Source organism: Synechocystis sp. PCC 7509, assembly GCF_000332075.2.
In the GTDB taxonomy this organism is placed as follows: Bacteria; Cyanobacteriota; Cyanobacteriia; order Cyanobacteriales; family Chroococcidiopsidaceae; genus Aliterella.
In genome coordinates this window covers 21,599-48,088 of record NZ_ALVU02000002.1, presented here as the reverse complement: position 1 = coordinate 48,088, position 26,490 = coordinate 21,599, and the positions used below count along the sequence as shown (strand labels likewise).

Here is a 26,490-nt window from a genome sequence, read left to right as displayed (position 1 = left end):
GGCATTACAGCCCATACAGCTACTTTCAAATTTGAAGGGGTAGCTTTATGACTACTGCCGTCAAAGAAAAAAGCGAGTTAAGCCTGTTTGTCAGACGAGAAATAGACGACTACGGGCTAGACCCTTATGAATTTCGTATCTACGCCCGGATAACTCGCCGCGCTGGGAATGGTGAAGCGTGGGAAAGCCTTGCTAATATGGCTAGTGCTTGCTGTATGAGCTTGGGTAGAGCAAGGAGAGCTTTACACTTACTCAAGCTGGCTAAATTAGTTAAAAGTATTGAACGTCCAGGATATAGCACTGTTTATCGGCTGACTCCTCAGCATAAGTGGGTAGCTGCGGAGTGTTTACAAGAGCTTCGTGAGTTTATTAATTTCCGAGTTAAGTCACCCACCCCTATCACTTCTGATAGGGGTACTAAAAATGATAGCCCTATTACATCTAGTAGTACCCCCCTATCAGAAGTGATACCCCTACCCCTATCAGAAGTGATAGACGAAGGTATTCCCTTTGAAAATATTTCCCTTAAGGTACTCCCCCAATCCCCCTTTACCCCCCAAGGGGAAAAAACAGGGGAGGGGGAGAAAGTTAAGTCAAATAGACAAATATTGGAGTTATCACAGCAACTAGCTCAATCACTCACTGATGCTCTGAAACCCGTTTTTGCTTCTTTTGTAGCGGAAACTAAATCTATCTTGTCAGAAATTAAGGAGCGGTCATTTTTAGCTAATAATCAAGACAAAACTGAATCACTACGAAGGCAACGAAGTAAAAAAGCTGTACTTTCATCTGATATCAATTTGACGGATTCAACAAGCTATCCGGTAAAAGCTCAAGAATCAAGTAACGTGGAGGAATATTCGCACCTACTGGAAGAATTGGCGCGGATTGTTGGTGAAAGTGTTGAAAGTTTAAGTTTTAATTCAAATCTGACTAATGCGTTAACTCAAAACCCTAGCAGTATTGAGCCAGCAATGCAGTATTTTAAGCAAGCGTTGGCTACTTGGAAAAAGAAACCAGGGTTGGGTTTGTTCATCTCGGCGCTGAAAAAAGGACTTAAGCCCGTTCCAACTAAGCCAGGGGGCGGATGGGGAGATTGGGCAAACGAGGCATTGAAGCGGCGGTTAATGCAATTTTCTCAATCTCATAACGGAGATATCATGGTGTACTTTGTCGGCGGCATTCAAAAGCTGTGGAGCGAAGTGCGACATCTTGATTGGGCAGAAATTGAGGCAATGATAGCGGACTCAAGCAATGAGTCTTGTAGTGCCTAAAACCTGTTGGATAAGTTTGGAAGTTGGTTAATTCAATCTCTACACATTTGGCAAAACTATGATTAGTGTTACTGAAGAAATATCTTTACTTACGCAGCAAGAAAATCAATTGCATACCAGTCTAGACAACCTGCGGGGACAACGAAGCAAGGTTAAAGAACATAAACAGGTCGAAAAAGATTTGGCAGCAGTTCTGCGGAAGCGCCAGAACTTGCAAGCTTGGGCTATTTTCAAAATTGGAATGCCTGTACACTGCATTAATTCAAACAGACTTGGAATCGTTAAGGAATTAAAAACTACACCTGGAGGTATGGGTGTAGTGTGGGTGAGTTGGGATGGCTTACTGCAAATTCCCGAACAACCAAATTTGTTGCAGATTGACAACGCGGCGCTGGCAAAAATTATTGCTGTGGGCGATCGCGTAGAAATTGTGGATGGTCATGAGCAAGCTGGCGCAACTTTCACTGTAGAACGGCTGTTGGCGCGTGGGGCGGTAGAGACTACTGACGAGATGGTCTTTGAGCGTGAGGAGTGGCAAAAAATTGAAGAAGTTTCTCAAGAATTTGTAATGGCTTTGAGCGAGGGCGATGAGTATTCAACACATAGCAATAGGTTTACCCAGGAAACTCAAATGGTTACTCACTCAACGGAAGAATTAGGTGGTGAAATGCCGGAAATTACAGTTACAGTCCACACAACTGCTATTACTGTTCATGAAAGCAAGGAGTTAACTACTGATGAAGAACAAGAGAGGCATCGGTTGGAGTTGAAGGTAGAACTGGGCTTTCAAGAGGCAGTTAAAGCATTAAAGCAATTGCGAGATAAAAAGCTATATCGTTCTACTCATCAAACTTTTGAAGACTATGTTGTGGAGAGATTTGGAATGCAACGCGCCCACGCTTATCGTTTAATTAATGCTGCCGTTGTAATTGAAAATTTGTCTCCAATTGGAGACATTTTGCCCATAACAGAATCTTTGTGCCGCGAAGTTGCCAAGTTACCTAACTGCGCTCAACAACAAAAAGCTTGGAGACAAACACTTGTTGGCACTGGCGGCAAGATGCCTACTATTAAACAAGTTAGAGGTATCGTAGAACGCCTCAAAGAAAAACCTTTAGTTAAAGCCAGTGACTTCTGTACTGTTGGCGACCCGTTTATCCTCACCAGGCTTGAAGGTGCTGAACGGAAATATAATGGTTGCTGGGCGATCGCACGGGAGCTAAGAGACTTTACAATAGCCGTTGACGTTCACGATACTACTTTGGCTGTGAAACCAGACAACCTCGATCCCATTGACTTGCCTGATGTCCGCCGTCAGTTGCCAGAAACACTCAAACGCATTAAGCAGTTGCGAGACTGCGGGTTGCTAGATCGCTGCGCTTATACGGTTTTGGAGTCTCTAGGTAGACAAATTTATTTGACAGATGTGGAAGAAGGCTTACTACATTGGTTAGAAGATCATTACGGAGTTAAATCTTGAAAGTCAAAAATGTTTTTCAGCTAAACTATCAAAATGTTAGATTCCCTCCCGCCGATATCAGTTGATGTAGCGATACCTGATGCCCGTAAGCCCTCTACGTCTAAGGCAGTTCACCAAACTTTGGACTCCACCATCCTTTTGCTGTATGGAAATAGACTGCTTCCTTATGCTTAGAATCGCTCCTGGCGTTGGAGTCGGAGCAACGTAGCAAACTCTTGGTTTGACCTTCTTTTTGGTAACGATGTTCCTCTAAAGGTTTTTGACAGACTGGGCAAAAATATTGAGTTACTTGAGCATTTGCAGTTTCTAGTAGCGTGTCATTGGTTTGTCTGGTGTGGGGTAGCTGCCACTTTTTATCGCGCTCTGACCAAAACATAACTATATCTGTACAACTACTGACACACTTAAGAAAATACTTTTTCTTTAGCTTCTTACTGGGAATCTTCGCTAAATAGTTCTGACACTGGGGGCAACGGGTACGCGATTGGTTACGCTGCCCCGGTTGTTGTTTTGTCTGTGGTTGAGTTGGAGATAATTGCCGTAAAGAACCTCCAAGCTGAGTAGCAGGATAATTGCTGAGATGATGCTTAATTACTTGCTTGGCTTTGGCTAAAGCTGGTACAAAATAATCTCGATTCCAGGCAGTCAAATACTGCTGCCAGTCTTGCTTACCAGAAGCGATCGCATCTAGCTGATTTTCCATCTCGGCAGTAAACTCTGTTTGGAGCAAGTCGGGTAAGGCATCGGCTAAGAAGCGGTCTACTTCTAGTCCCAGCCCCGTTGGCTGTAAGTGACCTTTAATCAGGTCAGCATACTGCCTTTGCTTAAGGGTTTGAATAGTTGCAGCATAGGTGCTAGGGCGACCAATGCCTCTGCGTTCCATAACTTGGACTAATTTAGGTTCACTATAACGCGGTGGCGGTTGAGTCTGTTTCTGCTCGTGAAGTGCCTGTTGCAAGGTGAGAATTTGCCCTTGTCGTAAGCTAGGGAGTTGGACATCAGCGCTGATGTTATTCCAGTATTTGGTGTAGCCAGGGAATTCAATTAGTTGTCCCTTGGCTTGCCAGAAAATATGCCCTGATTGGGTGACTATGCTTGTTTGGCGGATTCTGGCATTTTGGCACTGAGAAGCAACAGAGCGCTTCCAAATCATCACGTACAGGGCAAAGGCATCAGCAGACAATTCAACGCGCAAGTCGGCGCTCCGCTTGTGGATATCTGTAGGGCGGATAGCTTCATGGGCGGCTTGCGCTCCTTTGACTTGTCTATGTTGCGCTAACGTCTTTGGCACGTTGTCAGGGTCGTGTACTTCCAACCAATGCCTGACTGCGGCACAAAATTCTGGAGCTAGGGCAATACTGTCAGTCCGCATATAGGTGATTAAGCCCGACTCATACAGCGATTGAGCTACAAGCATAGTTTTTTCGGGACTAAACTTCAGCCTAGCTCCTGCGGCTTGTTGCAAAGAAGATGTGACAAAAGCCGGGGGAGGAGTGCGAGTAGCAATTTTTCCTTCAACAGAGACAATGTGATGCTGATTAGCTTTTGCCTGTTTAACTAAACTATCTGCATGGGCTGCACTTAAAACTTTGCTTGACTCAAGGGGTGCTTGCTCTTTGGTGTCGCTGGTGTCGTCGAGTAGTGACGTTGGGGATGGTTCAGAACTAAGAGTAGGGGTTGTTCCCAAGTAGTAAGCGCGAAAACCCTCAACATAATCAACAAAAACGCTCCAATAGTCTTGAGGAACGAAAGCTTGGATTTGCTGCTCCCTTTGGCAGAGGATATGCAAGGTAGCGCTTTGCACTCGACCCATGCTTTTCGCCCCATTTTGGAGTTGCCACAGCAAGGGAGAGCCTTTGTAGCCGACTAATTTATCAAGAACGCTCCGGCACAGTCCCGCATTGACCATGTTTTGGTCTATTTGTCGGGGACGAGCGAGCGCGCTTTTGACTGCGGTTGGGGTAATTTCGGTATAAATGACTCTTTGGGGGTTTTTTAGGTGTAAGGCTTGCCCAAGATGCCAAGCGATCGTTTCCCCTTCTCGGTCACAATCGGTTGCCAGAAAGACTGTCTTGACCATCCGGGCAGCCGCTTGAAGTTGTTTGATGGTCTGCTGTCCTTTCTCTGGGCGCAGGACAAAGCGACAAGTGACTGTATCGCCTGTTAAATCAAACCCCAAAGCATCTTGTCCATCCGATGCTAATTCTCGGACATGACCCATACTTGCTTTAACCAACCAGTCAGAGCCGAGGATTTGGCTGAGTTTTTTGATTTTGCCAGGACTTTCGACAATCAAAAGCTTAGTTGCCAAAGCAGTGTTTCCTTTGCACTTTCCTAAAAATTATAGTATTTCTGTACTATGAAATTAGCACAAAACCTTGTTTTAGGCTTGTAGTCTATAGTGAGGAATTGAGGTAAGAGCGGCGCTACTTTTACTTTTTGTGAGGGATAGAAAAGTGTCTGTCGAGTATGAGTCACTGATAGGAGTAGTAGAACGGTTGACTTACCATTCGGCAGAGTCGGGGTATAGTGTAGCGCGACTCAAAGCTTCCGGTCATAGAGACTTAGTGACGATTGTGGGCAGCTTTCCTAATATCCAAGCAGGTCAAACACTAAAACTAACTGGGATATGGCGGGAGCATCCCAAGTTCGGGCAACAGTTTCAAGTCACGCAATATCAAGAGACTAAACCTGCCACAATTACAGGGATTGAAAAGTATTTAGGCTCCGGCTTGATTAAAGGAGTTGGACCAGTTACCGCTAAACGGATTGTTGCCCACTTTGGACTAGACACTTTAGATATCATTGAACACTCAATTGAGCGCTTGAATGAAGTTCCAGGTATTGCAAAGAAACGAGTGAAGATGATTCAGACTGCTTGGGACAAGCAAAAGGCGATTAAGGAAGTAATGGTGTTTTTACAAGGGCATGGTGTCTCCACTACTTATGCAGTAAAAATCTACAAGCACTATGGGGATGAATCAATAGTAACTGTCACGAATAACCCATACCAGTTAGCAACGGATATTTATGGGATAGGTTTTGTGACGGCGGATGCGATCGCCCGGAACTTGGGGATCGCACCAGACAGCGAGTATCGATACCGCGCAGGCATTATCCATGTCTTAGGGGAAGCCGCAGAAGACGGACACTGTTTTTTGCCTTATATGGAACTGACTCAAAAAGTAGTAGAACGGCTAACCATAGCTGACCATCAACCGACACCCCAGGTATTGACCGAGCTAATTTATATGATGGCAATGGACGAGGAGTTGGTAATGCAGGGTCATCGGCAACACCAATTCATCTGCTATCAATTACCATTCTTTAGCAGCGAACAGAACTTAGCAAAACGGCTGCATCAGTTGTTGAGCCGTCCGATTTTAGTAGATAAAGAGAGAGTGCAAGCTTGGATAGACAAGTTCACCCTTGCAACAGGAATGGGGCTGTCACCTGGGCAAAGGCAAGCGGTAGAGATGGCAGCAAGGGAGCGGGTACTAATTCTTACAGGAGGACCTGGGACGGGGAAGACTTTTACAACTCGGACGATTGTGGCGTTGTGGAAAGCGATGGGCAAATCAATTGCTCTAGCTTCACCGACGGGTAGAGCAGCACAGCGATTGAGCGAGATGACAGGCTGCGAAGCCAAGACGATTCATCGCTTACTGGAATTTGATCCCAAGACGATGAAATTCAAACGGGACTTAGATAGTCCGCTTCAGGCAAGCGCGATCGGCATAGATGAAGCATCGATGCTTGACCTATTTTTAGCTCATTCGCTACTCAAAGCAATACCGAAGGATGCCCAACTGCTATTAGTTGGGGATATCGATCAGTTACCTAGTGTTGGACCAGGAAACGTATTGCGCGACCTGATTGCTTCAGGGCAAGTACCTGTAGTGCGCTTAGAGCAAGTATTTCGCCAAGCGCAATCTAGCGCCATTATCAGCAATGCTCATCGAATCAATTCTGGACAATACCCAACTTTAGAATCAGTGTCTCTTTCGCCGCGCTCCGATTGCCTGTGGTTGAACGCTCCTGAACCGGAACATGGAGTACAAGGCATTCGAGAATTGTTAACGGATGTAATTGGACAGTTAGGGTTTGACCCAGCTAGGGATGTACAGGTGTTATGCCCGATGACTAGGGGCGAAGTAGGGACGCGCAATCTTAACGCGGTATTGCAAGAGTTGCTGAACCCACCGTGTCAGGGTAAAGCTGAACTGTTTCGCGGCGGGATGAAATTGCGCGTGGGCGATCGCGTGATTCAACAAGTCAATGACTATAACCGCGAGGTGTTCAACGGTGACTTGGGGACAATTGCCGCAATTGACACCGAGGAGCAGGAGGTGACGGTGCAGTTTGAAGGGCGTTTTGTTAACTATGACTATGCGGACATCAATGAGTTAGCGTTAGCGTGGGCGGTGACAATACATTATCTTTTACAGAATATTTATATTCAACAACAACAACAACGAGTCTTTTTTTATTCATGGTGTAGGGATATCTCGTTACAAAATTTAGCTTATACAACGAGTATCATGACTATATACTTAGTAAATGAAACTCACACTGCAAAAAGGAATTGACCCAAACACTTTAGAGATAGTCTGGTTGATGCTAGACGGGGACTATCAGGTCATCGAACCTATTCAGAGGTACCTAACCTATCTCAGCACTAACAAATCACCTAAGACTGTCGAGGCATACGGTTACGACTTCAAATTGTGGTGGGCTTTTCTTGACAGTAGGCATCTAGACTGGCGGAATATTAAGCTAAATGACATAGAAGACTTTGCCTATTGGCTCAGGGTTGGAGATACGTCTGTTTTGTCGATACAACCAGTAGAGGCTAAACGGTCAGAGAAAAGTATTAATCGAGCTATCACAGCAATCATGGGTTTTTATGACTACCACATTGTTAATCAAACCGTTGATTTCAAGCAGTTTAATAGGTTTTACCTTCCGTATGGAATAACTAGACAAGGATTACTGGCAGGCATTGCTAAGAGTAATCCAATTCGACAGAAGCTAGTCAAACTAAAAGAGCCAAAGAAATTTCCTGGTTGTCTTACTGACGAACAGGTAGAAATTTTAGTCAATACTTGCCATCGCTTGCGAGACAAATTCATAATCCTAATGCTCAACGGAACGGGAATGAGAATCGGAGAGTTACTGGGACTACAACATGATGATGTTGGAGATGCCAATGACTATTTCATCCAAGTTAAGAAGCGAAATAATCTCAATGAAGCAAGAGCAAAAGGTCAGGAAAGGTTCATCCCTGTTATTCCTGAACTATTAAAGATGTATGACGACTACCTGATCTACGAGTACCCAGAAGTAGAATCGCCTTATGTATTCGTCAACATTTGGGAAGGAGTAGTAGGTCAGCCGATGAAAGCGGGTGTAATCAACACCATGTTCTACCGCTTGAGTGAGAAAACGGGTATTAAGGTATATCCGCACCTGTTTCGGCATTCATACGCTACAAGGCTTCTCAAAGCCAAATACCCACCAGAGCGGGTAAAACATCTATTGGGACACGCGAGCATTCAAACAACCTTAGATATTTATTCTCACGTACTTAGTGAAGGAAATCTCATAGAGGTAGTAGAAAGAGAGGAGAATAAATGAATTCATTTGAATTAATTCTAGAGAAAAATTATCCTTTTTTTAGTCAAAGTCAAGAAATTAAACAACTTCTTAAAAATCCATTGCTTAAAAAAAATGTTTGGCAAACTGTAGAAGACTTAGGATTAAAAATCAAAGACCATCAAAAAATATCAACCATAAATTTTAATGGATTTTCACAACACTGGTTTGAGTTGTCAGTCAAAGTATATACGTTAGTAAAGGCTAAAATAGGTTTTTCAGTTAGCACAATTAAGATTTACGTAGGAAGTCTAAAAACTTTTTCTTGTTTTTTAAAAACTCAGTCCATAGACAATCCTGCTAAAATCAGCAACCAGACTTTTGAAAGCTTTGATTACTACCTAAAGACAAAAAAAATAACTGAAGGAACAACCGAGGGATATTACAAAGCCTTGTGCAGCTTTTTTGAATTTTGTCGGATTGAGAACTTGTTTAACGTTAACACTTATTGGTTTAAGGGGAAATTTAAGTTAAGATGTCCAACTAATGAACAAATCAATTATATTCCTGAAAATATTTGGAATCAATTAGAACAAAATCTGTATTATTTTCCTGAAACCCTACAAAGAATGGTTCTCGTGATAAGAACAACAGGAATGCGAATTGGGGAGCTTTTAAATATGCCTTTTGATTGTTTGAGAAAGAGAAAGAGCCAATGGCGGCTACGCTTTACTACTGAAAAATTTAACATAGAAGATGAATTACCAATACCGTTAGAATTAGTTGCTGTTATTAAAGAGCAGCAATACTATATTAGACAAAATTTGGATAAAGACTATGAGAAGCTATTTTGTGGAAGTAATGCCAAAACAAATGTTTCTAATAAACTGATATTTCAACCCCAGCCCAAGGTTATGTCTGGTTCAACATTTAATAAGTGGTTAAATAGATTGGCGAAGAAAAGTAATATTTGTTCTCATGAAGGAGAACTTTGGCATTTTACTTCTCATCAATTCCGCCGTACAGTTGCTACGGTAATGACCAATGCTGGTGTGAGAGATTTAATTATTCAAAAATATTTAAGACATCGTTCTCCTAATATGCAGCGTCATTACAAACATCTTCTTAAACAAGTTTTGGGAGAAGAATATCAAGAACTGATGCGAGAGAAAAAGTATGTTGACATTGCTGGTAAAGTTATCACTACTTATCAACCTAAAAATCCTATCACTGAGTTAATAAGGCGGAAAATGCACTCTTTTACTACTCAGTACGGAGAATGTCATAGGCCAATCGTAAAATCTCCATGCCAAACAGTAAATGCTTGTTGGCGATGCGAACATTGGCGTACTTCCAATGAAGACTTAGTTTATTTAAAAGAAGATTTAAAGCGAGTTGAAGAAGAACTAAAAACTGCTCAAGTCTTGAAAATGGTTCGACAGCAGCAAGGTTTAGAAAACGACCAAAATAGCTTAATGAGTTGTATTAAAGGATTGGAGAAGCTTGCTGATAATGATTGATATAGATTGGAAAGAGAACTACAAAATCGGTGAGTTTGCTTGTCCCAGTAAGGATTGTAATGCTAGAAATGTTAGACTATCTGGTAGCGGAAAAAAAGGAAAAAGAAAATTTTACTGTCCAACTTGCGGAATTTCAACTGTTCAATCAATAGATCTTACTGCTAAAGTTCTTAGTCAATTCTCTGATCAAATACTAATTGGAAAAGAATTTAGCTTTGAAGATGAAGTATGGGATTTAAGAACTGTAACATCTTCCTATCATGAGAGAGTTAGTAATTTGACTGTCAATTTTGCTACTGTTCATTTAGCTTGGTTTAGAAAATATGTAAAAAAATATATTTATCAACTTTGTAAACTTAATAAATCTTTTAGCTATATAATTACAAGTTCGCATCATCTTAGAATTTTTTCTCAATACTTAAATGAAAAAAACATTCAAGGAATTTTTGAGATAAACCGCTGTTTAATCATTGATTTTATGGCTTGGGATAAATCAGGACATTATGGTAGACGGAACAGATTGTTAGCTCTGCGCGATTTTTTTATAACAGGAACAATCAAAGACTTTTTCAATCTCGAACAAGAGCTGATTAGAAAATCTGACTTGCCCAAACAAATAATCAATAATCCTGATTCCATTCCCGATTTTGTTCTGGAAGAAATTGAGAAAAGGTTACATAAAATTCCTGACTCAATTGCCCGGATGTGGTTTATAGCATTTTTTACAGCTATGCGACCAAATGAACTAGCATTTTTAAGCAAAAATTGTTTGATTCAGGAAGGAGGGGGTTGGAAAATTGTTTGGCAACGTAACAAGACACAAGACCAGCACGAAATCCCAATTACTAGAATCATTGCTAAAGTTGTTCAACAACAGCAGAAATATATTCAGGATCTCTGGGGTGATGAGTGGGATTATTTATTTTGCGATTATCAATACTTTTCTAGAACAGATCCAAGTCAACCTAATTTGAAGCCTGTTAAAAAAGTAATCCATAAATCTCACAATCCCTTGAATATAATTATTAGATGCCTCATCAATGCTGAAAATATTCAAGATGAAAATGGTGAATTAGCTAAATTTAGTTCTTGTTTAGTTAGACCTACTCGCTTAACACAACTGTTTGAACAAGGACACGATCTGGCAGTGGTTAGTGCGTGGGCTGGACATAAACGATTAGTAACTACTAGCACTTACTACACTCATATAAGCTGTGATTTAATTGAAAAAGAAGCTGGACATATCCAGAAAGCTCTTCTTAATGCAGAGGGAAAACCGTTGCACTACGAATCTTTACCTAAATCCTTTTGGGAAGATCCAACGGCCCATCAACTCGAACTCTTTGGCGACCACATCAACACTCCTATTTATGGCTATTGTGGTCTGCCATTGGACGAGCGTTGTGAGAAGTTCCGAGCCTGTTATACCTGTCGCTGTTTTGTCGCTGTACTTGAAAAGTTACCTCAATACATCAAAGTTCGGGATGAATTGAGAGCGAAGGAATCTAGAGCCAAAGTCAACGGACAAGACGTGCTTGTTGAGCAGTTCGGACGGCAATCCGACCAGTTAGACAAGATTATTGCATCATTACAGGAGGCAGCATGAGTAGGGGGGATACTAGGGAGTCTAGGATTGATATCCTTAAACAGACCCAAGAAGCTCGTAAGCAGGATTCTCTTGACCGAGTGTACAAAGCTATCGAACGGCTACGGAAGCTCAATGCCAAAATTAACTTTCAGACCATTGCTAAAGAAGCCAATGTTAGCGTTAGCTACCTATATAAGTACCCTGAACTAAAACGCCATATTGCCGAGTTACGGTCTAAACAGAATTCAATGCCTGTTACTCCTGTAGCTCAACCCAATTCGTCTGCTACGGGAAAGATTATTGCTAGGCTAAAAGAGCGTATTCGACAACTAGAGCAGGAAAACAGCGAACTCAAACGTAAAAATGAAGCATTAGCAGGGCAGGTCTACCGAGTTCACTATCTACAAGAGCAAGTAGAACGACAGCAGCAAACAATTGTTGATTTGCAAACTCGTATAAAAGAGCGAGTGGGAGAGAGCAGTGCAGTTAAGGTCACTCCCATTGCTCAAGCTAAAAGCCGTCAAGTGAGTGATGTAGTTCAAGATGAACTGAAGAGTTTAAGGATTCGGTCTACAGAAAGCCTAAACCGAGTAATCCGTGAACATGATGAAGAAACTGTTTTATTTGCTATTGAAGCCTTTAGGCAGTACAAAAAGACTCATGAAATTCAGAGTCTTGCTGGTTGCCTAAGACGGGCTATTGAGGAAGGTTGGGTTCCGAACGAAGCAGCAGAACCGTCAACTTTTGAGCATAACGAGTTTGACCAGTTCTATGCAGATGCAGTGGCTAAAGGTTTCCTGCTTGATGTCCCCAAGAACCACCTTTCAGTGCAGGGAGGAGAGTTTGTAGTCAAAATTGATCGAGCTTCAGTTTACGGTTCTTGGACTCCTATGCCTTGGCATCAGGCTAAAGCTGAATACGAGGAAGAATATACTGACTGCTAATCACTTTTCTTCATTATCTCGCATAGTTTTGATGTTCTAAGATTCTTTTCGTAGATGCAATATGCTTTTACACAGCTTTATTTTGCTTTGTTTAAAATAATAAAAGTCTAAATGGCAATACATCCGTGGTCTTTAATCTAGCAATCCCTCCCTCTGTAGGCGAACCACTCAATCTTACTATCAACCTCGGAGAACACCTGTTCATCCTTGGTGCCAACGGTACAGGTAAGTCCAGCCTTATGCAACATTTATATACTTCTCACAATACTACCGCAAGATGGATATCAGCACATCGCCAAAATTGGTTTTCTTCTAACGCAATGTCTCTATCGTCCCAGCAGAAGCGAGACTTTGAATCCAATATCCGAAGTGCAGACACTAATCAACAGTCGCGCTGGAAAGATGATTACGCTACACAACGCGCAAGCATTGCAATCTATGGTCTCATTGATGCTGAAAACGTCCGTGCGCGATCAATTACTGGTGCAGTTGATAGTGAAAATATTGAGCTTGCAAAAACTCTTGCAAAGAAAGATGCTCCTATAAAAATTATCAACGAGCTTTTACGTCTTTCAAATGTTCCCATTGAGATTTCTGTCCATGAGAATGATGAAGTAGTTGCTAAAAAACATGAAGGTGTTGCTTATAGCATTGCAGAGTTATCAGATGGTGAACGTAATGCTTTGTTAATTGCGGCGGATGTGTTAACTGTTAAGGATGGTACATTAATACTCATTGACGAACCGGAACGCCATCTTCATCGCTCTATCATTTCACCGCTCTTGACACTTTTGTTTTCCAAACGAAGTGACTGTGCATTCATTGTATCTACACACGAGGTGATGTTGCCCTCCGATAATCCAAGCGCACGTACATTACTCATTCGAGACTGCACTTATACTGGTGCTTCCGTAAGTAGTTGGGATGCAGATATTGTTTCCTCCGGCAGTGAAATAGATGATGATCTCAAAAAAGACATTCTTGGTGCGCGCAGAAAGCTCCTATTTATTGAAGGTACTGAGCAAAGTCTTGACAAGCCGCTTTATAGTCTAGTATTTCCAACCGTCTCTATCGTTGCGAAATCAAGCTGCCGCGATGTCGAACATGCCGTTTCTAGCCTTCGGGAATCTGGTGATCTGCACTGGCTTCATGCTTTTGGTGTTGTTGATAATGATCGGCGAATGGAAAATGACATTAATCGACTCAAAGAGAAGGGTATATATGCTCTTTCGGTGTTTTCAGTTGAGTCGATCTATTACCATCCGCAAGTTCAATGGTTTGTTGCACAGCGTCATGCAGCTGTTACTGGGAATGATGCCTCTACACACCTCGCTAATGCTAAAACTGCTGCGCTCGAAGCAATTAAACCACACATCCAACGCTTGAGTGAGCGAACTGCTGAAAAGGCACTTCGTGAGGAAGTTTTTCGGCATCTGCCTCGAAGACAAGAAATCGTAGAGGGGAAGCCTATAAATATTGCTATTGACGTGGCTAGTGCTGTCACAGCAGAGCGTGAACGGCTACAAAATGCCTTTAATGCTGGCAATTTGACGGAGATTATTTCACAATATCCAGTTCGTGAGACACCTGCCTTACAAAAGCTTGTAAAGGAGCTTGGATTTCAAGACTGTGAACAGTATCAAGGGGCTGTACGGAAACTATTAATGGATAATAACGAAGCATTAGCTTTTGTTAAATCTCTTTTTGGCACGCTGGAATCCGATATTGAGGCAGTATGATTGCGTGTATTCATATTCTGCCTCAGTGTCTAACAATCTCATTGCATATCGGCACGTTGAGTAACCACTCAGTTGCGAGGACTTAAATTTTACATCGTGGAATATATACACAACAATAAAACTATCATTACATCATCGTTGTAGATGTTATGTAATACATAAAATTCATAAAGCACAAGGCTCGGAGTATCCGGTGGTAATCCTGCCTATATTTATGCAGCATTACTTGATGCTGTCGCGCAACTTGATTTATACGGGTCTAACTCGTGCTAAAAGATTAGCAATTGTCGTAGGGACAACTAAAGCAATTGGTTTAGCAGTCAGGCAAGTTAAAGACCAGCAGCGCTATACCTACTTGCAAGAACGATTGAGGCTAATGACCCTTGCTACTACTGGTTAGCTGATAGTAAGATGTCAAATTTTTAATCTCAATAGTCTATTTTAACTGCAACTATTCATGATTCGGATTGGGATTCTGTATCTTCGGTTTCTTCAAAAGTCATGTCGAAAGTTAGATTGGCAAAGTCTTGGAAAAGTTGCTTGAGAGAATCAACTTTGGTGAGCCGGTCTTCCAAACCTTCTGCATCCCAAACATAAGCCTCGTCTATCAGAGAGAATTCGTAACCTACTAAGTCGCCCAGATATAAGGAGAAGCAGTAGCTTTCTTCGTCAGAGTTAGTCAGATAAGTAGAAAAAGATGCACATCCTAAGCTGGCGATTGTGCCTTCCTCATCACTGGCAAAATAGTTGCGTTCCAAGAAAGTTTCTAAAGCGAAAATTTGAACAGCGTTCATGCGGTGTGTTCTAAGTGAAGTAAGTGATTAATTATCACTTAAAGTCAGACCAATAATGATGCTTTCTAAAGTATTCATAGATATAGCAACTGCATCCAAATTGATAATCGATGGTTTACCATTGTGTTCCTCTGAATAATCTATTGCTTGAGCATAAGTAGAACATCTAGCAATAGAGGGGTAAAATTGTAGTTATAATTAGCAACTACAACTACCCTAACTTTAGTAGCGCATACACAGTCCCATCTCTACTAAGGCGTGGAAAAAAATACACCTCGGCTTGTAGCCATAACAAACCTACTATCTGCAACGCTATCAGAAAAAATATTGTATCCAAGGAGATCCGCCATGCCTACACCAGGAAAGCTAGAATTGACCATTAAAATTAACGAATTTCCAGTAGACGTGCAGACAGGTGAAAATGGCTGTAAGCAATTTGATATTGATACAGGCGAACAAATAGTTACTGTCAGCCTCAAGCCTAAGATATTCAAAAAGTTAGAGCAAGCCCAGGAGAACTATCCGATGTGGGTAGCAGCGATCGCAGGAATGATGGGGGAGAAGACTGATTCGGGTTTTGTACTTAAGGAGCCGAATGTACAGACTTTCGAGAAAAAACCGAAGGAATCAAAGGAAGCTACACCTGTTGTCAGTGCTGCTAGTTAGGTTGCCAGGATTAATAGCCAGATTCAAACAAGCATAGTTGAATTGCTTTGGGTTCAGTGGCTCCATCAAGATTTGATAGGGAAATACCTAATAGTCGAACGCTGCGCCCCTCTAAAGAAACCGATGCTAACAGTTCCCTGGCTACTTGGTTAATTGCCTCCGCCTTACCAACAGCAGCAGTTACAGTTTTACTGCGCGTAATTCGCTCATAGTCGGCAAACTTGACTTTCAAGGTGATGGTGCGTCCCAGAGTTTGGTAGCTTTCTAAGCGATGCTCGACAGTTTGAGCAATGGTTTCCAATTCAAGTAGCATTACTTGTGGGTCATTCAAGTCCTTGGTGAACGAAGTTTCTGCACCAATTGATTTGCGAAGGCGGTTAGGCTCGACTATCCGATTATCCTCTGCCCTAGAAATGAGGTAATAGAAATGTCCTGCCTTGCCGAAGTGACGCACTAGATCGGTTTGGCTGTATTGCTTAAGGTCTGCCCCATTGTGGATGCCCAAGTTGTGCATTTTGGTAGCAGTGACTTGTCCAATGCCATGAAACTTCTCAATGGGTAGGGCGGCGACAAAATCTACGGCGTGTTCAGGCAAAATCACTGTTAGTCCGTTGGGCTTGTTCATGCCCGATGCCATTTTTGCCAAAAACTTATTTACCGAAACTCCGGCACTTGCCGTTAGGTTAGTCTCTGCGAGAATTGCTGCTTTGATTTGTTTGGCAATGGTCGTAGCGTAAAGCAGCCCTAATTTATTTTGGCTGACATCAAGGTATGCTTCATCAAGGGCTACAGGTTCTACTAAATCCGTGTAGCGCTTGAAGATAGCATGAATCTGGGTACTGATGCTGCGGTAGACCTCGAATCGAGGTGGAGCAAAGACCAGAGCAGGACATTTTTGCAGGGCAAGGTAAGAGGGCATGGCGGAATGGATACCGAACTTCCTAGCCCCGTAGCTGGCAGCAACCACTACACCGCGCTCTTGGGGCAATCCACCTACCACAAGGGGTTTATCTCGATAACGAGGGTTGTCCCGTTGTTCGACCGAGGCATAAAAAGCATCAAGATCAACGTGCAGGATTTTTCTATTACTGCTCATGCCTAAAAATTACTCGCTTGGAGCAACCTTGTCCTTAAACGATTTACCCGCCGAAAAGACCGGAACGCGAGTAGCGGGAATAGTCATAGTTTCACCTGTTTTAGGGTTACGCCCAGAGCGCGCTTGACGTTCGCGCGGCTCAAAGGAGCCAAACCCGACAAACGTTACCTTGCTGCCACTTGCAACGGCTGCCATAATTTCCTCTAACATAGCAGTCAGGATTGAATCAGTTTCTTTCTTGCTAACATTGGTTTTTTGTGAGATTGCCTCAACTAATTCAGCTTTATTCATGACCTTTTCACTTCTTTTCACCGTTGCTATTCTATAGGCAGATGCTAGAGCGTGCAAATGTACTACTTGCAAATCTTCACCTCGTCGAAGGAATCGTTAGCATTCCTGCTATATGGGTTTTAACAGCAATTTAGGTGCTTTGCGATTAGCGCATTTGCCATAAGTTGAGGGCAACATTCATTGTTACTCTTTCGCCAGATTTTGTGCAGCATTGCCTGTTATTCCACCTCAAAAGCTGTAACTTTTTCTCGTTTTCAATCAGTCGTGAGTTTGTAACACTTTGTAAAGTTTGTAACGCTTTGTAAAGTCAAGCACATCGGGTATGGCGAAAACAGAAAACGTTAACGCTGTTTTTTCGCCTGACGCAAGCATTTGCGCTTCTTTAGTTACTGCTGTCTTAAATCGGTGGCCAAGTCGTCTTCCCTGTATTTCCCGACTTCATATTCAACCGGAGACAGCATTGATAGGGAAGCGACTGCCCCTAACACTTGCGCTTCTGCTACCTCCAAATAATTTTGCAGTTGGCTTAAGTCTCTGTGACCTGATATCTCTTGAATAACTCTTAACCCGATTCCCGCATTACTCATGTTTGTCAGGGCAGTGCGCCGAAAACTGTGCGTTGAAACTCCTTCTAATCCCACTAGGCGGCAAGCTTTGCGTAAAATCCTCGCCGCAGAATCTGGGTTAATGTAGCTGCCCTCGTAACGACCGGGAAACAGATAGTTCTGACCCTTGACTAGGCTATAGCTAGATAAAAGCGCTTTCAAGTCAGTAATCACGGGGATAGTACGGGTGGCTAATTTCCCTTTAGTTTTCCCTTTACGAATAATTAAATAAGGTCTAACTCTTGCTCTAGTGTCATAAACGTCGATTACCTGCAAAGTACAGGCTTCATTAATCCGGCAAGCGGTAAACAGGCACACGCCAAACAAAGCCCGATCTCGATTGGTGGCGAATCCTTGGTTGAACAACAACCTAATCTCTGCTTGTGTGAGGACTTTGGCTCTGCCATGCCTGTCTATTTTCATGCCCAGTGCCACCTGTCAGTAATATATTTCCAGGCTACACCGTCCATCTTCTGTGTAAGGTATAACACCAGCACTAAGCGCTAAATATTTTTATCCTTAGAGCAGTAGTGTAAGTTTTAAGGGTTTAATAAGGCTAGGACTTCCCGTTTGTTATACTGCTGAGTCTTCCTCAACGGCGGCACTTGACATACTATATTTACCAGCAAGCCCTCGATACCATTTTCCTTTTTTCGCACCCACCGATAGGACATTCGAGACACGTTCTCGCGCCTTAGTTCTTAACTCTTTTGGAATCTGCTCGACAAAAAGGGCATCTAGTATTGTTGTAATCTCTAGTACCTGCTTTTGTTGCTGTTGCATAACTTCAGCGACAGCCTCCGCTAGACTAGCGTTGCTAAAGTCTTCTTTCACATACTGCTGCCAAGTATCTGCTTCTTTACTTGCCTCCTTGGTGGGTGCTGATTTCTTATTAGACTTGCTAGTAGAGGATGGGTTTTTCTTTCCTTGTGGCTTTTGAGATTGGGGTGCAGCTTCGGTAGCATCTATCGTTGTATCTTCTAGTTCTGGAGTTGCCACTTCTGGAACAGGGGTTTTTTCTTGTTTTTCAACAACTGGTGTTGGTGTTACTACAGGTGTATGAACGGCACTATCTCCAGGAGGAAATAGGCTAATAACGTTTTTGAGACTGTGGCGTTTCTCTTGAATCGATTGGAGTTGAGCAGCTAATTGGGCTTCTTGTGCTGCTAAATCGGCATCAATTTCTAAAAGTTTGGCAACGATAGAATTAGATGTAGGAGAAATGGAGGAGTTTTGCACCGTAAAAATAACTTAAGTTGAATAAGGATAAAGGTATTACTCACTATTATGCACTTGCTGATAACAACTATAAAAATGTTATCTATTAGTCCTAGATGTTTTCGGCAAAGTTCGCAAATGCCAGTTAGAAGGCGCAAGCCAGTAATTATTGTAAATTTCTGGCTTGGGGGGAGACAACAAATAAGCACCCAAAAGATAGTCGATGATATTTTCATCGGCGCTGATACCAGAAAAAGCTTTGATTTGGTCAAGAGCAAGCAAAAAAGTCTCCTCACGCTTGCGGTTAATCGCCTGATACTCAATTTGGGCAGAAGCAGGCATATCTGAGGATGTGGCGTAATAATTCCACAGCAGGCAGCATTCGTGCAAAGAGAGATTGGCTCCTTGCAGCAACAGAGCAGCGCGATAATATAACCCAGAACGGCGGAGCATATAGGGGTGAACTGGAATTGGCAAACCAGCTACAATGCCAGAAAGTTGAACAATATGGTGCAAAGAGCGATCGCTTAAGCGTTGTTGCCTTTCGCTCTCTAGTATCCAGTCAGTTTTACTAAGTTGTACTAATTCCTGCAAAATCTCAATTTCCGCAGGACATAAAGGTTGCTGGTTAACTACAATTTGTGGTTGGAGGCGGAGGGATTTAGAGCGATTACGAACAATGAGCAGAGTACGGGTAGTGAAATTGAGGTCGCACCAGCGCAGCCAGCAAATTTCCGATGGTTGCAGCGATTGACAGAACAACAGCATGATCAAAGCTTGGTTGCGGATGGGAGTGCGAGTTTGGCGGCTTGCAGTAATCAGGGCATCGACTTCATGGAGGTAGAGGAATTCTCGTTCGCGGCGGGATGAATTGGGAAGCTTGAGTGGAGGAGGCTTAATCATAGAGCAACCAAGTAGCTTGCTAGTAGAAAATATAATACAGGCATAACCCTTAAACTCGGCAGCCTTTGGTTTTAAAAACGGCAACGCCTTAATTATGGCAACGTCTTATTCAATAACTCAATAGTTTCTTTAAGCAAGACATCCATTTTACGCTGAACTAAAACTTTGATAACTGCGGACTCAAATTGATTATCTTCGGATTGCGACTGGGTAGAATTATTCATTGAATTACTAACCGAATATTTAATAATTAAATATTAAGTATTTGGTTAATCGCTGCGGTAAGCAATTTTACCAATCCAAAAATCTCTTGCCTCCCGATAAAACTCCCCCTGACCATCCCACGAGTAAGAAGTAGGGGAATGCAGCAGCCCCAGCCAAATTTCGACCAGTGGCATACCCAGTGCTTGCTGTAGTTGCTCTAGAGAAACTTTTTTCCCGTGATGCTGTTCAATCCAATGGGTGATCGCATTCTGCCACTTAGGAATATTCTCTTGCTCTGCCAACTCTTTCAGAGCCTTTCTCATGGCAGCCCTAGCTTTTCGAGCGATTGCCTTAGCTTCTTTGCGGTCTATTACCGACACCACCGAACTTACACTAACGGGGCTAGATTCACTCTCAAAAGTAAATTCTTCCATCAAGTCCGACAAATCAAGCGACATCGACTGCCGCATCAAACCTGATAAAAAGTCCTCATCTAAAACAGATCCCTCGCTGCTGTCATCGTTCACCTCCAGACTATCTAAAATACTTTTAGCGCGTTTAACGTAAACTTCGACAATCTGAGTAATCGCATCTCCAGCCACTAATAATTGCTCATTGCTATCAGAGTGAGCGATCGCTTGATCTAAGGAATGCCAAAGCAATTTCATATCGGCGGATTCTGGCTCAGTCAGCGCAGTTTTAAGGTCGCCCCACAAATCTAGTTCAAGTTGCTCATAGCTTGGAGTCACTGACTTTGCTCTCCAATCTTTAAAGGGCAAGGAGCAAGAGGACACAATTGAGGCTTAAGTTCGACGGTCGCTGCAACACCGTTAATAATTACCTCGTACTGCTGGGAAAAGGAAGCGAAGCCCGTAACCGGGCGCGCTTGCGCTATCGCGCTTTTAATAGATTCCCTGACATTGGCTTCCTTCTAGCCTAAAGCGTGGACAGGTTCGCGGCTACCAGATTTCTGCTGACCTACCCATAGCTCCACAGATAGGGCATGAAGTGGCTTGTCCTTACGCTGGCGAAAGAAGTAGACGACAAGAGTAGGGACAGTAGGGAGGGAAATCGCGTCTAACTGAGAGGCGGATTCTTTACCCTTTCAAACACACTTTTTGGGGTTTCTCAACTTAGAATATCGTTAACATACTAATAATATTCTGCGTCAAAATAGTAAGGTAGTTGGTTTCTAGAATGAGCTTATTATGGCTGTAAACCCTGATTATAGCTGGGATTTGTCCTTTGACAATCCTGACGGTCAACTCACTCTTGTGGTTGAGGTTAAAAACAAAACTAACGTATCCCCAGAGTGGGTAGCAAAACTTCGACGCAATATTCTGGCACACAGTATTTTGCCAAACGCTCCGTATTTTTTGATTGTGTTTCCAGACAAATTTTACTTATGGATTGATGAGAATCATATAGAGGAGCGTAAACCTGCATATATAATTGATGCCTACTCTATTCTTCAGCCTTACTTTGAACGGGCAGGGGTAACGGCTAGTCAAATTAGTGGACAAAGCCTTGAACTGATTGTTGCTGCTTGGCTTGAAGAAATTATTTACTCACCAAAGCCTCCTGAAAATATTGATGATTCTCAGCGCTGGGTGATGGATTCAGGATTGTATGCTGCTTTAACCGGAGGAAAGTTCGAGCATGAGGCAGTTGCGTGAATATCTATGTCGAAACAAATTTTGTTTTAGAGCTAACCTTTGAGCAGGAGCAATGTTCTAGCTGTGAACAGATTCTAAAACTCGTTGAAACAGAGCAGGCAAAGCTGATAATTCCGGCATATAGTCTTGCGGAACCCCATGAGAAGCTGACTCGTCAAGCAAGGAAGCGTAAGGAGCTTCAAAGGTCATTAAATGCTGAGTTAACCCAACTTTCACGTACAGCTTCTTATAAAAGTCGTATTAAGAGTATCCAAGACATTGCTAGCTTAATGGTTCAAAGTAATGAGGAGGAGAAACATCGCTTTAGCCAATATCGAAAGCGCATCTTCAATATAGGAGAGATTGTAGCGCTAACGGGCGATATTTTAAAAGAAGCAGTATCTCATGAAGCTGCTTACGATTTAACGCCACAAGATGCCCTTGTTTATGCTTCAGTTGTGAACCATCTGCGATGCTATAAACCACCACAGGCGTGTTTTTTGAATCGAAACTCAAAAGACTTCGACAATCCTGATATCGAGGAGGAACTCAACCAATTCAACTGCAAGATATTTCTACAATTCGAGCGTGGATATAGTTATATTCAGTCACAGTTACCTTCTTAGCAAAATATTTGGAGACTGCCTGTAGAAATTGAAATAATTTTGGATCTCAATCCATATCAAAATGTATCACAGCAATCAATCGATAAAAGCAGCTTATAGTAAGGTTTACAGCCTTCTTCAAATTTATAAACTTCAATAAATAATTGCAAAACTAAGTTAAACCAAATGCTGAAGTTTATCTAACTGTATCCTTGCAACTGTATCCAGGTGTATCTCCATTAATTACCAATCCAAAAATCCTTTACATCCCGATAAAACTCCCCCGTACCATCCCGCTGATATAGCGTAGGAGAATGCAGCATCCCTAGCCAAACCTCGACCAGTGGCATATCCAACGCTTGCTGTAATTGCCATAGAGAAACTTTTTCCCCGTGATGTTGCCCAATCCAAGAAGCGATCGCCTGACACCAAGCAAAGATATTTTCCTCATGAGCAAAGTTTAAAGCAAGTTGTTTGCGTTCTTCGTCGGATAAGGGTAATTCCTGATCAATTTGAGAAAGAGCGTCTAATTGCTCGACCATTGCCAGCACAGCAGACTTATTTACTACACCTACTACAGAATCTTGTGCCTTGGGAGTAACTGATTTGGTTCGGCGAAGGCGGGGCAGTGCTGGCGTAACCAAGTCAGTCAAATCTACAGCCATCGTCTGGCGCACAATGTCATCAAAGAAATCGCTCTTGACGTGGGGATCACGGTAAGCATTCTCCCAGTTATCAATCAGCACTTCAAAGCGTAACAGTTGCAGTTGTGCTAGTTGCAAAATTGCCTCCCCCGCCGCTTGCATTTGCATCGCTTCGGGTAACTGAGCGATTTCTGTTTCCGCTTGGTCTAATATTGCCTCCAGATTGATAGATTCAGGAGCGAGGCGACTCCGTTGTAATTGCGACCAGAGCGGTAGTTCAAGTTGCTGACCGTTCATTGATTTTGAGGATGATAAGGATTGAGATGCGCCGCGTGGAAAGAACAAGGACGCACGGGACATTGGGAAATTGAGTGTTGCTCGTTACGTGCAAACCTTTCAAACCCAGATCGCTTTCCATGACCATATTTCAAGTACAACGCATTAAGTAATTGAAGCGCATACTCTTTAACAAGTCGCGGCGGTAATCCAAAAGTGTGCTGGGGTTGGGTCATTGCCTTGGGAGTGCTACCAATCCATAATTCTGCACAAATAGCATGAATTAGAACTTCATCATTCGGTTCGCGGGGCTGGTCTAAATAAGTGTGCAAAACAACGTAAGCAAATCCTGGTAATGGTACAGCGATTTCATCAATTGCCGACTTCCTAATCTGAGATCGCCCTCTGCCTTTGCGGTAGTAAGAGCGCCGACTATGGCAAATATCATTTTGCCAACACTCATCGCCATTTTCACCGTGAAGCTTTCGAGCTTCGGTTGCTGTCAATAGGCTGCAAGCCCAACACTTTTCGTTTGTTGTTCTGCCCATAGATTAGTTTTCCATAGGTACAGTGAGATCGCGTAGCGTCTGCTTTGCGGAACTGCACGGGATTATTAATATTATGGGACTAGAGGTAGCCCTTCGGTAGAAGTAGGAGATAATAATCTGAGAATAGTCTGATGGTGATAAGTGCAGTTATCTCTACCTAAAAATTATGCCCCAAATCCCAGACCGCCCTATCCTACCTATTAATATTATTTCCCTTGATAGCGGACGAGAGAAGGGAAGCGATCGCACCCAATCCCCAAAAATGCTTTCAGACTTGCGCCACTGGCAAATTGAGGAGTTTCTGCGGCAGACAGGCAAAGCAGATAACACGCAGCGCGCTTACAAGCGACAACTAAAGAATTTTAGCTCTTGGTGCAATAAGTCTTGGCTGGATGTCACCCCTAGCGATATCGGTAAATATCGGCGGGAGTTGAAACAGCAAGAACTTAAACCCGCTTCGATTAACCATGCCCTCAACACGCTACGAGCATTTTACCAATGGCTACGTCGCAGTAATGGATATCCGGTAAATCAACCCCTGCCGACGGATGCAATCGGACTAGAACGGGTAGAGGAGCCGCAAGACCTGCATATTGAAAAAGAGGACATGGCTGATATTTGGCACGCGCTTTCTACTGATGGCGCAACAAGAATACGCGATCGTGCAATTGTCGCTCTGCTTAGTCATGGACTTAGAGCTTCGGAATTATCAGTTCTTAATATCAACCATTGGAATGGCAAAAGATTGACTGTTCATCGTTCCAAGGGACAGAACGTAAGTGAAATACCTTTGAGCCGTGAAGCCAAACAACATTTAGAAGCCTATCTAGAATGGCGGCAGCATCAAGGAGAGGTGTTTATACCAACTCCTGATAGTCCGATGTTTTTGTGCCAAGATCCGAAGCACCGAGGGGAGAGGCTAGGTTACAAAGGGCTATACAGAATGGTAAAGAAGCTCGGTGCGATCGCTCAAGTAGATGATATCCGACCACATCGCTTTCGGCATGAATTTGGTACGAGCATTACCCGTAAAGGCGTAGACCCAATGTATGGCAAGGAGTTAATGGGGATTAAAAGCGATAGAGTATACGGGCGCTATACTCAAGGAGCGCTGAAACAAGCTGCGGCTAAGGCTTATTTGCAGGCGATCGGTGAGGAGGAAGATTAGTATCAGAAAGAAAACGCTCTGCAAATCGCTAGTCCTGGGACTACCATGCGCTATGACAGGCGGGGAGAAGCGGCATGGCATAACGGCGGCGAATCTGTTGCATACGCCTTATGGAGTGTCGTGTTAGAGCGGATGCTGACAGTTTGGGAGTTAAAATTAGTCGATTGCTTGTTATCTTGGTTAAGGCAAAGCAGAAAAATCTGATTGTTGCAGTGAAACCTTTGATAAATAACTTGATTGCTACGTTAAAGTTTAAAGTATTTTCAAATTTGTACAGGCAGATTTTGAATACAGTAGATGAACCCTGACCACACTACCTTTAGAAAAAAATCAACACAATTATTATGTGCAGAGGTGTAGATTTTCTGTATGATATAAAGTCTGTGGAGGTGATCGCTTTTTTATTTAGTTGGCGTTAAGATAAAACCATGTTGCTGACCATTAACAATGCCAGTACCTACAATTTGTCCGCTATTGTTGATGGCATTAGCAGAATTTAAAATAAAGCTAGAGTTCGGTGGAATTAGGGTGTTGATATCTTGCAACCTGCCGTCGTGGGAAACCAAAAAATTCATTGGTTTGTATGACCAACCGGGTCGAGGCAGCAAAGACTTCGCAACGGTTTTAGAGATGTCTCCCTTGAAGTAGTGGGCTATGTTGCGTTATTTTCGGGCGAGTGTGAAGCCCAACAAATTAGACTGGAGAGGCTATTACCCAAAATTTTTCTTTTGTAACGTAGGACTGTTGCCTACCAGTAAGCAAACTTAATTCAACAGAGATAGATGGTAAAGTTTATGGTAGACCTGGATGGCTTCACGCAGAACAGTACCGAGGAGTTGAAACAAGCTGTGTTGCTTCTAGTTACTGGACGCGATGGTGATTCCTTGGGACAAAAAAATCAGTTTTACATGACAGAACTCGCAGCGCTGTTTATGGAACTTCAGCAGCGTAATTCAGTCCCCGTTGCCAGCGATCAGGTTTCTCTAGTTCAGGGAGTTTGGCTATCCCTCTGGTCTACAATTCCCTTTCAAGACATTTTTCCAGGGCGGCTCCGCGACCAGTCCTACCAAATCTTTCACCCAGATGGATACTACGCCAACATGGCACGGTACTCTCCCGGTTCTCGCCTGCCTCTGCTGAAAAAGCTATCCTCGTGGCTGGTGGCTTACGACTTTATGCTGATTCAACGGTACGAAGTCACGAATCAGCAATGGTTGATTCATAATGTGGGCGTTGAGCAGGCGTTGCGAATTCGGGCTAGGTCGTTTACTGTTGATATTGCGGATGCCTGGTTTACAAAAGCAGTTACCTCTCAAAAGGGGACTAGATTGAAGCACTTGGATCGAACCACAACTAAAATGGTAGAGAAAATCCTCCAAGCCACTCCTCAGTTAGAGCATCTTTACTGCGACCCAGACTTCCGAATTGTGAAAACTCAACGAGAGTCCAAGCAACGAGCGTCTTATACGATCGCCATCCGCAAATTTTAGGGTGTGTAATTGATTGCGCTTTGATCATGAAATGCGCTTTTGCGTCGATTAGTTTTGTTAACGGCGTTTTCGTCACACTTGCTACTCAAACGCCAAAACTGAAATCTTCTTTTCCGAGCGAGTCGTTGCGCTCTACTGTCAGGAAATAATATTAAACTCTCCAGATGCCGCCAGTTTCGGCGGCTAA

At 42.9% G+C, this 26,490-nt stretch carries 27 protein-coding genes; 15 read left to right on the top strand and 12 right to left on the bottom strand.

The window, feature by feature from the left end; translation table 11 throughout:
- The first annotated feature begins 47 nt into the window (after positions 1–47).
- Positions 48–1,274, top strand: coding sequence for a hypothetical protein (locus SYN7509_RS27830; RefSeq protein WP_051482663.1), 1,227 nt, complete (start codon positions 48–50; stop codon positions 1,272–1,274).
- A gap of 58 nt (positions 1,275–1,332) precedes the next feature.
- Positions 1,333–2,754 carry a hypothetical protein gene (locus SYN7509_RS27825; RefSeq protein ID WP_009630480.1) on the top strand — a complete coding sequence of 474 codons (1,422 nt, stop codon included), beginning with the start codon at positions 1,333–1,335 and terminating at the stop codon, positions 2,752–2,754.
- A 100-nt stretch (positions 2,755–2,854) separates the two neighbouring features.
- Here SYN7509_RS27825 and topA read toward each other — a convergent pair whose 3' ends face one another.
- Positions 2,855–5,065, bottom strand: coding sequence for a type I DNA topoisomerase (gene topA, locus SYN7509_RS0221325; protein ID WP_028954489.1), 2,211 nt, complete (start codon positions 5,063–5,065; stop codon positions 2,855–2,857).
- A 145-nt stretch (positions 5,066–5,210) separates the two neighbouring features.
- On the opposite strand from topA, the gene recD2 reads away from it, so the two are divergent.
- From recD2 to SYN7509_RS26610, 7 genes are all read left to right on the top strand, one after another.
- Positions 5,211–7,343, top strand: a complete 2,133-nt coding sequence (gene recD2 / locus SYN7509_RS26625; RefSeq protein WP_084610793.1) for an SF1B family DNA helicase RecD2 — start codon at positions 5,211–5,213, stop codon at positions 7,341–7,343.
- A complete protein-coding gene (locus SYN7509_RS0221315) occupies positions 7,315–8,391 on the top strand; it encodes a tyrosine-type recombinase/integrase (protein ID WP_009630385.1) in 1,077 nt (358 codons plus the stop codon). The genes recD2 and SYN7509_RS0221315 overlap by 29 nt, the downstream gene beginning before the upstream one ends.
- Positions 8,388–9,869, top strand: coding sequence for a tyrosine-type recombinase/integrase (locus SYN7509_RS0221310; RefSeq protein ID WP_009630384.1), 1,482 nt, complete (start codon positions 8,388–8,390; stop codon positions 9,867–9,869). Before SYN7509_RS0221315 ends, SYN7509_RS0221310 begins: the two co-directional genes overlap by 4 nt.
- On the top strand, positions 9,862–11,475 hold the full coding sequence (locus tag SYN7509_RS0221305; RefSeq protein ID WP_009630383.1) for a tyrosine-type recombinase/integrase: 1,614 nt from the start codon (positions 9,862–9,864) through the stop codon (positions 11,473–11,475). Before SYN7509_RS0221310 ends, SYN7509_RS0221305 begins: the two co-directional genes overlap by 8 nt.
- Positions 11,472–12,401 carry a DUF6262 family protein gene (locus SYN7509_RS26620; RefSeq protein ID WP_009630382.1) on the top strand — a complete coding sequence of 310 codons (930 nt, stop codon included), beginning with the start codon at positions 11,472–11,474 and terminating at the stop codon, positions 12,399–12,401. The genes SYN7509_RS0221305 and SYN7509_RS26620 overlap by 4 nt, the downstream gene beginning before the upstream one ends.
- Positions 12,402–12,526: 125 nt before the next feature.
- Positions 12,527–14,140, top strand: coding sequence for an AAA family ATPase (locus SYN7509_RS27820; protein ID WP_009630381.1), 1,614 nt, complete (start codon positions 12,527–12,529; stop codon positions 14,138–14,140).
- Positions 14,141–14,243: 103 nt separating this feature from the next.
- Entirely contained in the window at positions 14,244–14,540 is a 297-nt protein-coding gene (locus SYN7509_RS26610; RefSeq protein WP_369792321.1) for an ATP-binding domain-containing protein, read from the top strand.
- Positions 14,541–14,595: 55 nt separating this feature from the next.
- Here SYN7509_RS26610 and SYN7509_RS0221285 read toward each other — a convergent pair whose 3' ends face one another.
- Complete coding sequence (locus SYN7509_RS0221285) at positions 14,596–14,934, bottom strand: hypothetical protein (protein ID WP_009630379.1); 339 nt, start codon at positions 14,932–14,934, stop codon at positions 14,596–14,598.
- A gap of 348 nt (positions 14,935–15,282) precedes the next feature.
- Here SYN7509_RS0221285 and SYN7509_RS0221280 point away from each other — a divergent pair, with 348 nt between their 5' ends.
- The gene (locus tag SYN7509_RS0221280; protein WP_009630378.1) at positions 15,283–15,600 is read left to right on the top strand and encodes a hypothetical protein; all 318 of its coding nucleotides are present in this window, start codon (positions 15,283–15,285) and stop codon (positions 15,598–15,600) included.
- A gap of 10 nt (positions 15,601–15,610) precedes the next feature.
- On the opposite strand, the gene dinB is transcribed toward SYN7509_RS0221280, so the two are convergent.
- The 7 genes from dinB to SYN7509_RS0221245 all read right to left on the bottom strand — a co-directional run bounded on the left by dinB (position 15,611) and on the right by SYN7509_RS0221245 (position 20,666).
- Positions 15,611–16,696, bottom strand: coding sequence for a DNA polymerase IV (gene dinB, locus SYN7509_RS0221275; protein ID WP_028954488.1), 1,086 nt, complete (start codon positions 16,694–16,696; stop codon positions 15,611–15,613).
- Positions 16,697–16,705: 9 nt separating this feature from the next.
- Complete coding sequence (locus tag SYN7509_RS0221270) at positions 16,706–16,987, bottom strand: HU family DNA-binding protein (protein WP_028954487.1); 282 nt, start codon at positions 16,985–16,987, stop codon at positions 16,706–16,708.
- Between the two features lie 386 nt (positions 16,988–17,373).
- On the bottom strand, positions 17,374–18,015 hold the full coding sequence (locus tag SYN7509_RS26605) for a tyrosine-type recombinase/integrase (RefSeq protein WP_038022150.1): 642 nt from the start codon (positions 18,013–18,015) through the stop codon (positions 17,374–17,376).
- A 150-nt stretch (positions 18,016–18,165) separates the two neighbouring features.
- Entirely contained in the window at positions 18,166–18,831 is a 666-nt protein-coding gene (locus tag SYN7509_RS0221260; protein WP_028954486.1) for a hypothetical protein, read from the bottom strand.
- Between the two features lie 78 nt (positions 18,832–18,909).
- Positions 18,910–19,713 carry a tyrosine-type recombinase/integrase gene (locus SYN7509_RS26600; protein ID WP_009630273.1) on the bottom strand — a complete coding sequence of 268 codons (804 nt, stop codon included), beginning with the start codon at positions 19,711–19,713 and terminating at the stop codon, positions 18,910–18,912.
- A 92-nt stretch (positions 19,714–19,805) separates the two neighbouring features.
- Positions 19,806–19,937 carry a hypothetical protein gene (locus SYN7509_RS31445; RefSeq protein ID WP_009630272.1) on the bottom strand — a complete coding sequence of 44 codons (132 nt, stop codon included), beginning with the start codon at positions 19,935–19,937 and terminating at the stop codon, positions 19,806–19,808.
- Positions 19,938–19,982: 45 nt separating this feature from the next.
- Positions 19,983–20,666, bottom strand: a complete 684-nt coding sequence (locus tag SYN7509_RS0221245; protein ID WP_009630271.1) for a hypothetical protein — start codon at positions 20,664–20,666, stop codon at positions 19,983–19,985.
- A gap of 459 nt (positions 20,667–21,125) precedes the next feature.
- Here SYN7509_RS0221245 and SYN7509_RS0221240 point away from each other — a divergent pair, with 459 nt between their 5' ends.
- Entirely contained in the window at positions 21,126–21,593 is a 468-nt protein-coding gene (locus SYN7509_RS0221240) for a hypothetical protein (protein ID WP_009630270.1), read from the top strand.
- Positions 21,590–22,198 carry a PIN domain-containing protein gene (locus tag SYN7509_RS0221235; protein ID WP_009630269.1) on the top strand — a complete coding sequence of 203 codons (609 nt, stop codon included), beginning with the start codon at positions 21,590–21,592 and terminating at the stop codon, positions 22,196–22,198. The genes SYN7509_RS0221240 and SYN7509_RS0221235 overlap by 4 nt, the downstream gene beginning before the upstream one ends.
- Before the next feature lie 218 nt (positions 22,199–22,416).
- On the opposite strand, the gene SYN7509_RS0221230 is transcribed toward SYN7509_RS0221235, so the two are convergent.
- Together SYN7509_RS0221230 and SYN7509_RS26595 are read right to left on the bottom strand one after the other, a co-directional pair.
- Positions 22,417–23,118, bottom strand: coding sequence for a hypothetical protein (locus SYN7509_RS0221230; protein WP_009630268.1), 702 nt, complete (start codon positions 23,116–23,118; stop codon positions 22,417–22,419).
- The gene (locus tag SYN7509_RS26595; RefSeq protein ID WP_009630267.1) at positions 23,115–23,645 is read right to left on the bottom strand and encodes a hypothetical protein; all 531 of its coding nucleotides are present in this window, start codon (positions 23,643–23,645) and stop codon (positions 23,115–23,117) included. Before SYN7509_RS26595 ends, SYN7509_RS0221230 begins: the two co-directional genes overlap by 4 nt.
- Positions 23,646–23,811: 166 nt before the next feature.
- Here SYN7509_RS26595 and SYN7509_RS26590 point away from each other — a divergent pair, with 166 nt between their 5' ends.
- A complete protein-coding gene (locus SYN7509_RS26590) occupies positions 23,812–24,813 on the top strand; it encodes a tyrosine-type recombinase/integrase (RefSeq protein WP_009630266.1) in 1,002 nt (333 codons plus the stop codon).
- A 45-nt stretch (positions 24,814–24,858) separates the two neighbouring features.
- Complete coding sequence (locus SYN7509_RS30275; RefSeq protein ID WP_009630265.1) at positions 24,859–25,017, top strand: hypothetical protein; 159 nt, start codon at positions 24,859–24,861, stop codon at positions 25,015–25,017.
- 197 nt (positions 25,018–25,214) lie between these two features.
- Here the strand turns inward: SYN7509_RS30275 and SYN7509_RS30270 are convergent, their stop codons facing one another.
- Complete coding sequence (locus tag SYN7509_RS30270) at positions 25,215–25,388, bottom strand: hypothetical protein (RefSeq protein WP_158506178.1); 174 nt, start codon at positions 25,386–25,388, stop codon at positions 25,215–25,217.
- A gap of 219 nt (positions 25,389–25,607) precedes the next feature.
- On the opposite strand from SYN7509_RS30270, the gene SYN7509_RS0221205 reads away from it, so the two are divergent.
- On the top strand, positions 25,608–26,303 hold the full coding sequence (locus tag SYN7509_RS0221205; protein ID WP_009630264.1) for a hypothetical protein: 696 nt from the start codon (positions 25,608–25,610) through the stop codon (positions 26,301–26,303).
- The last annotated feature ends 187 nt before the right edge of the window (positions 26,304–26,490 follow it).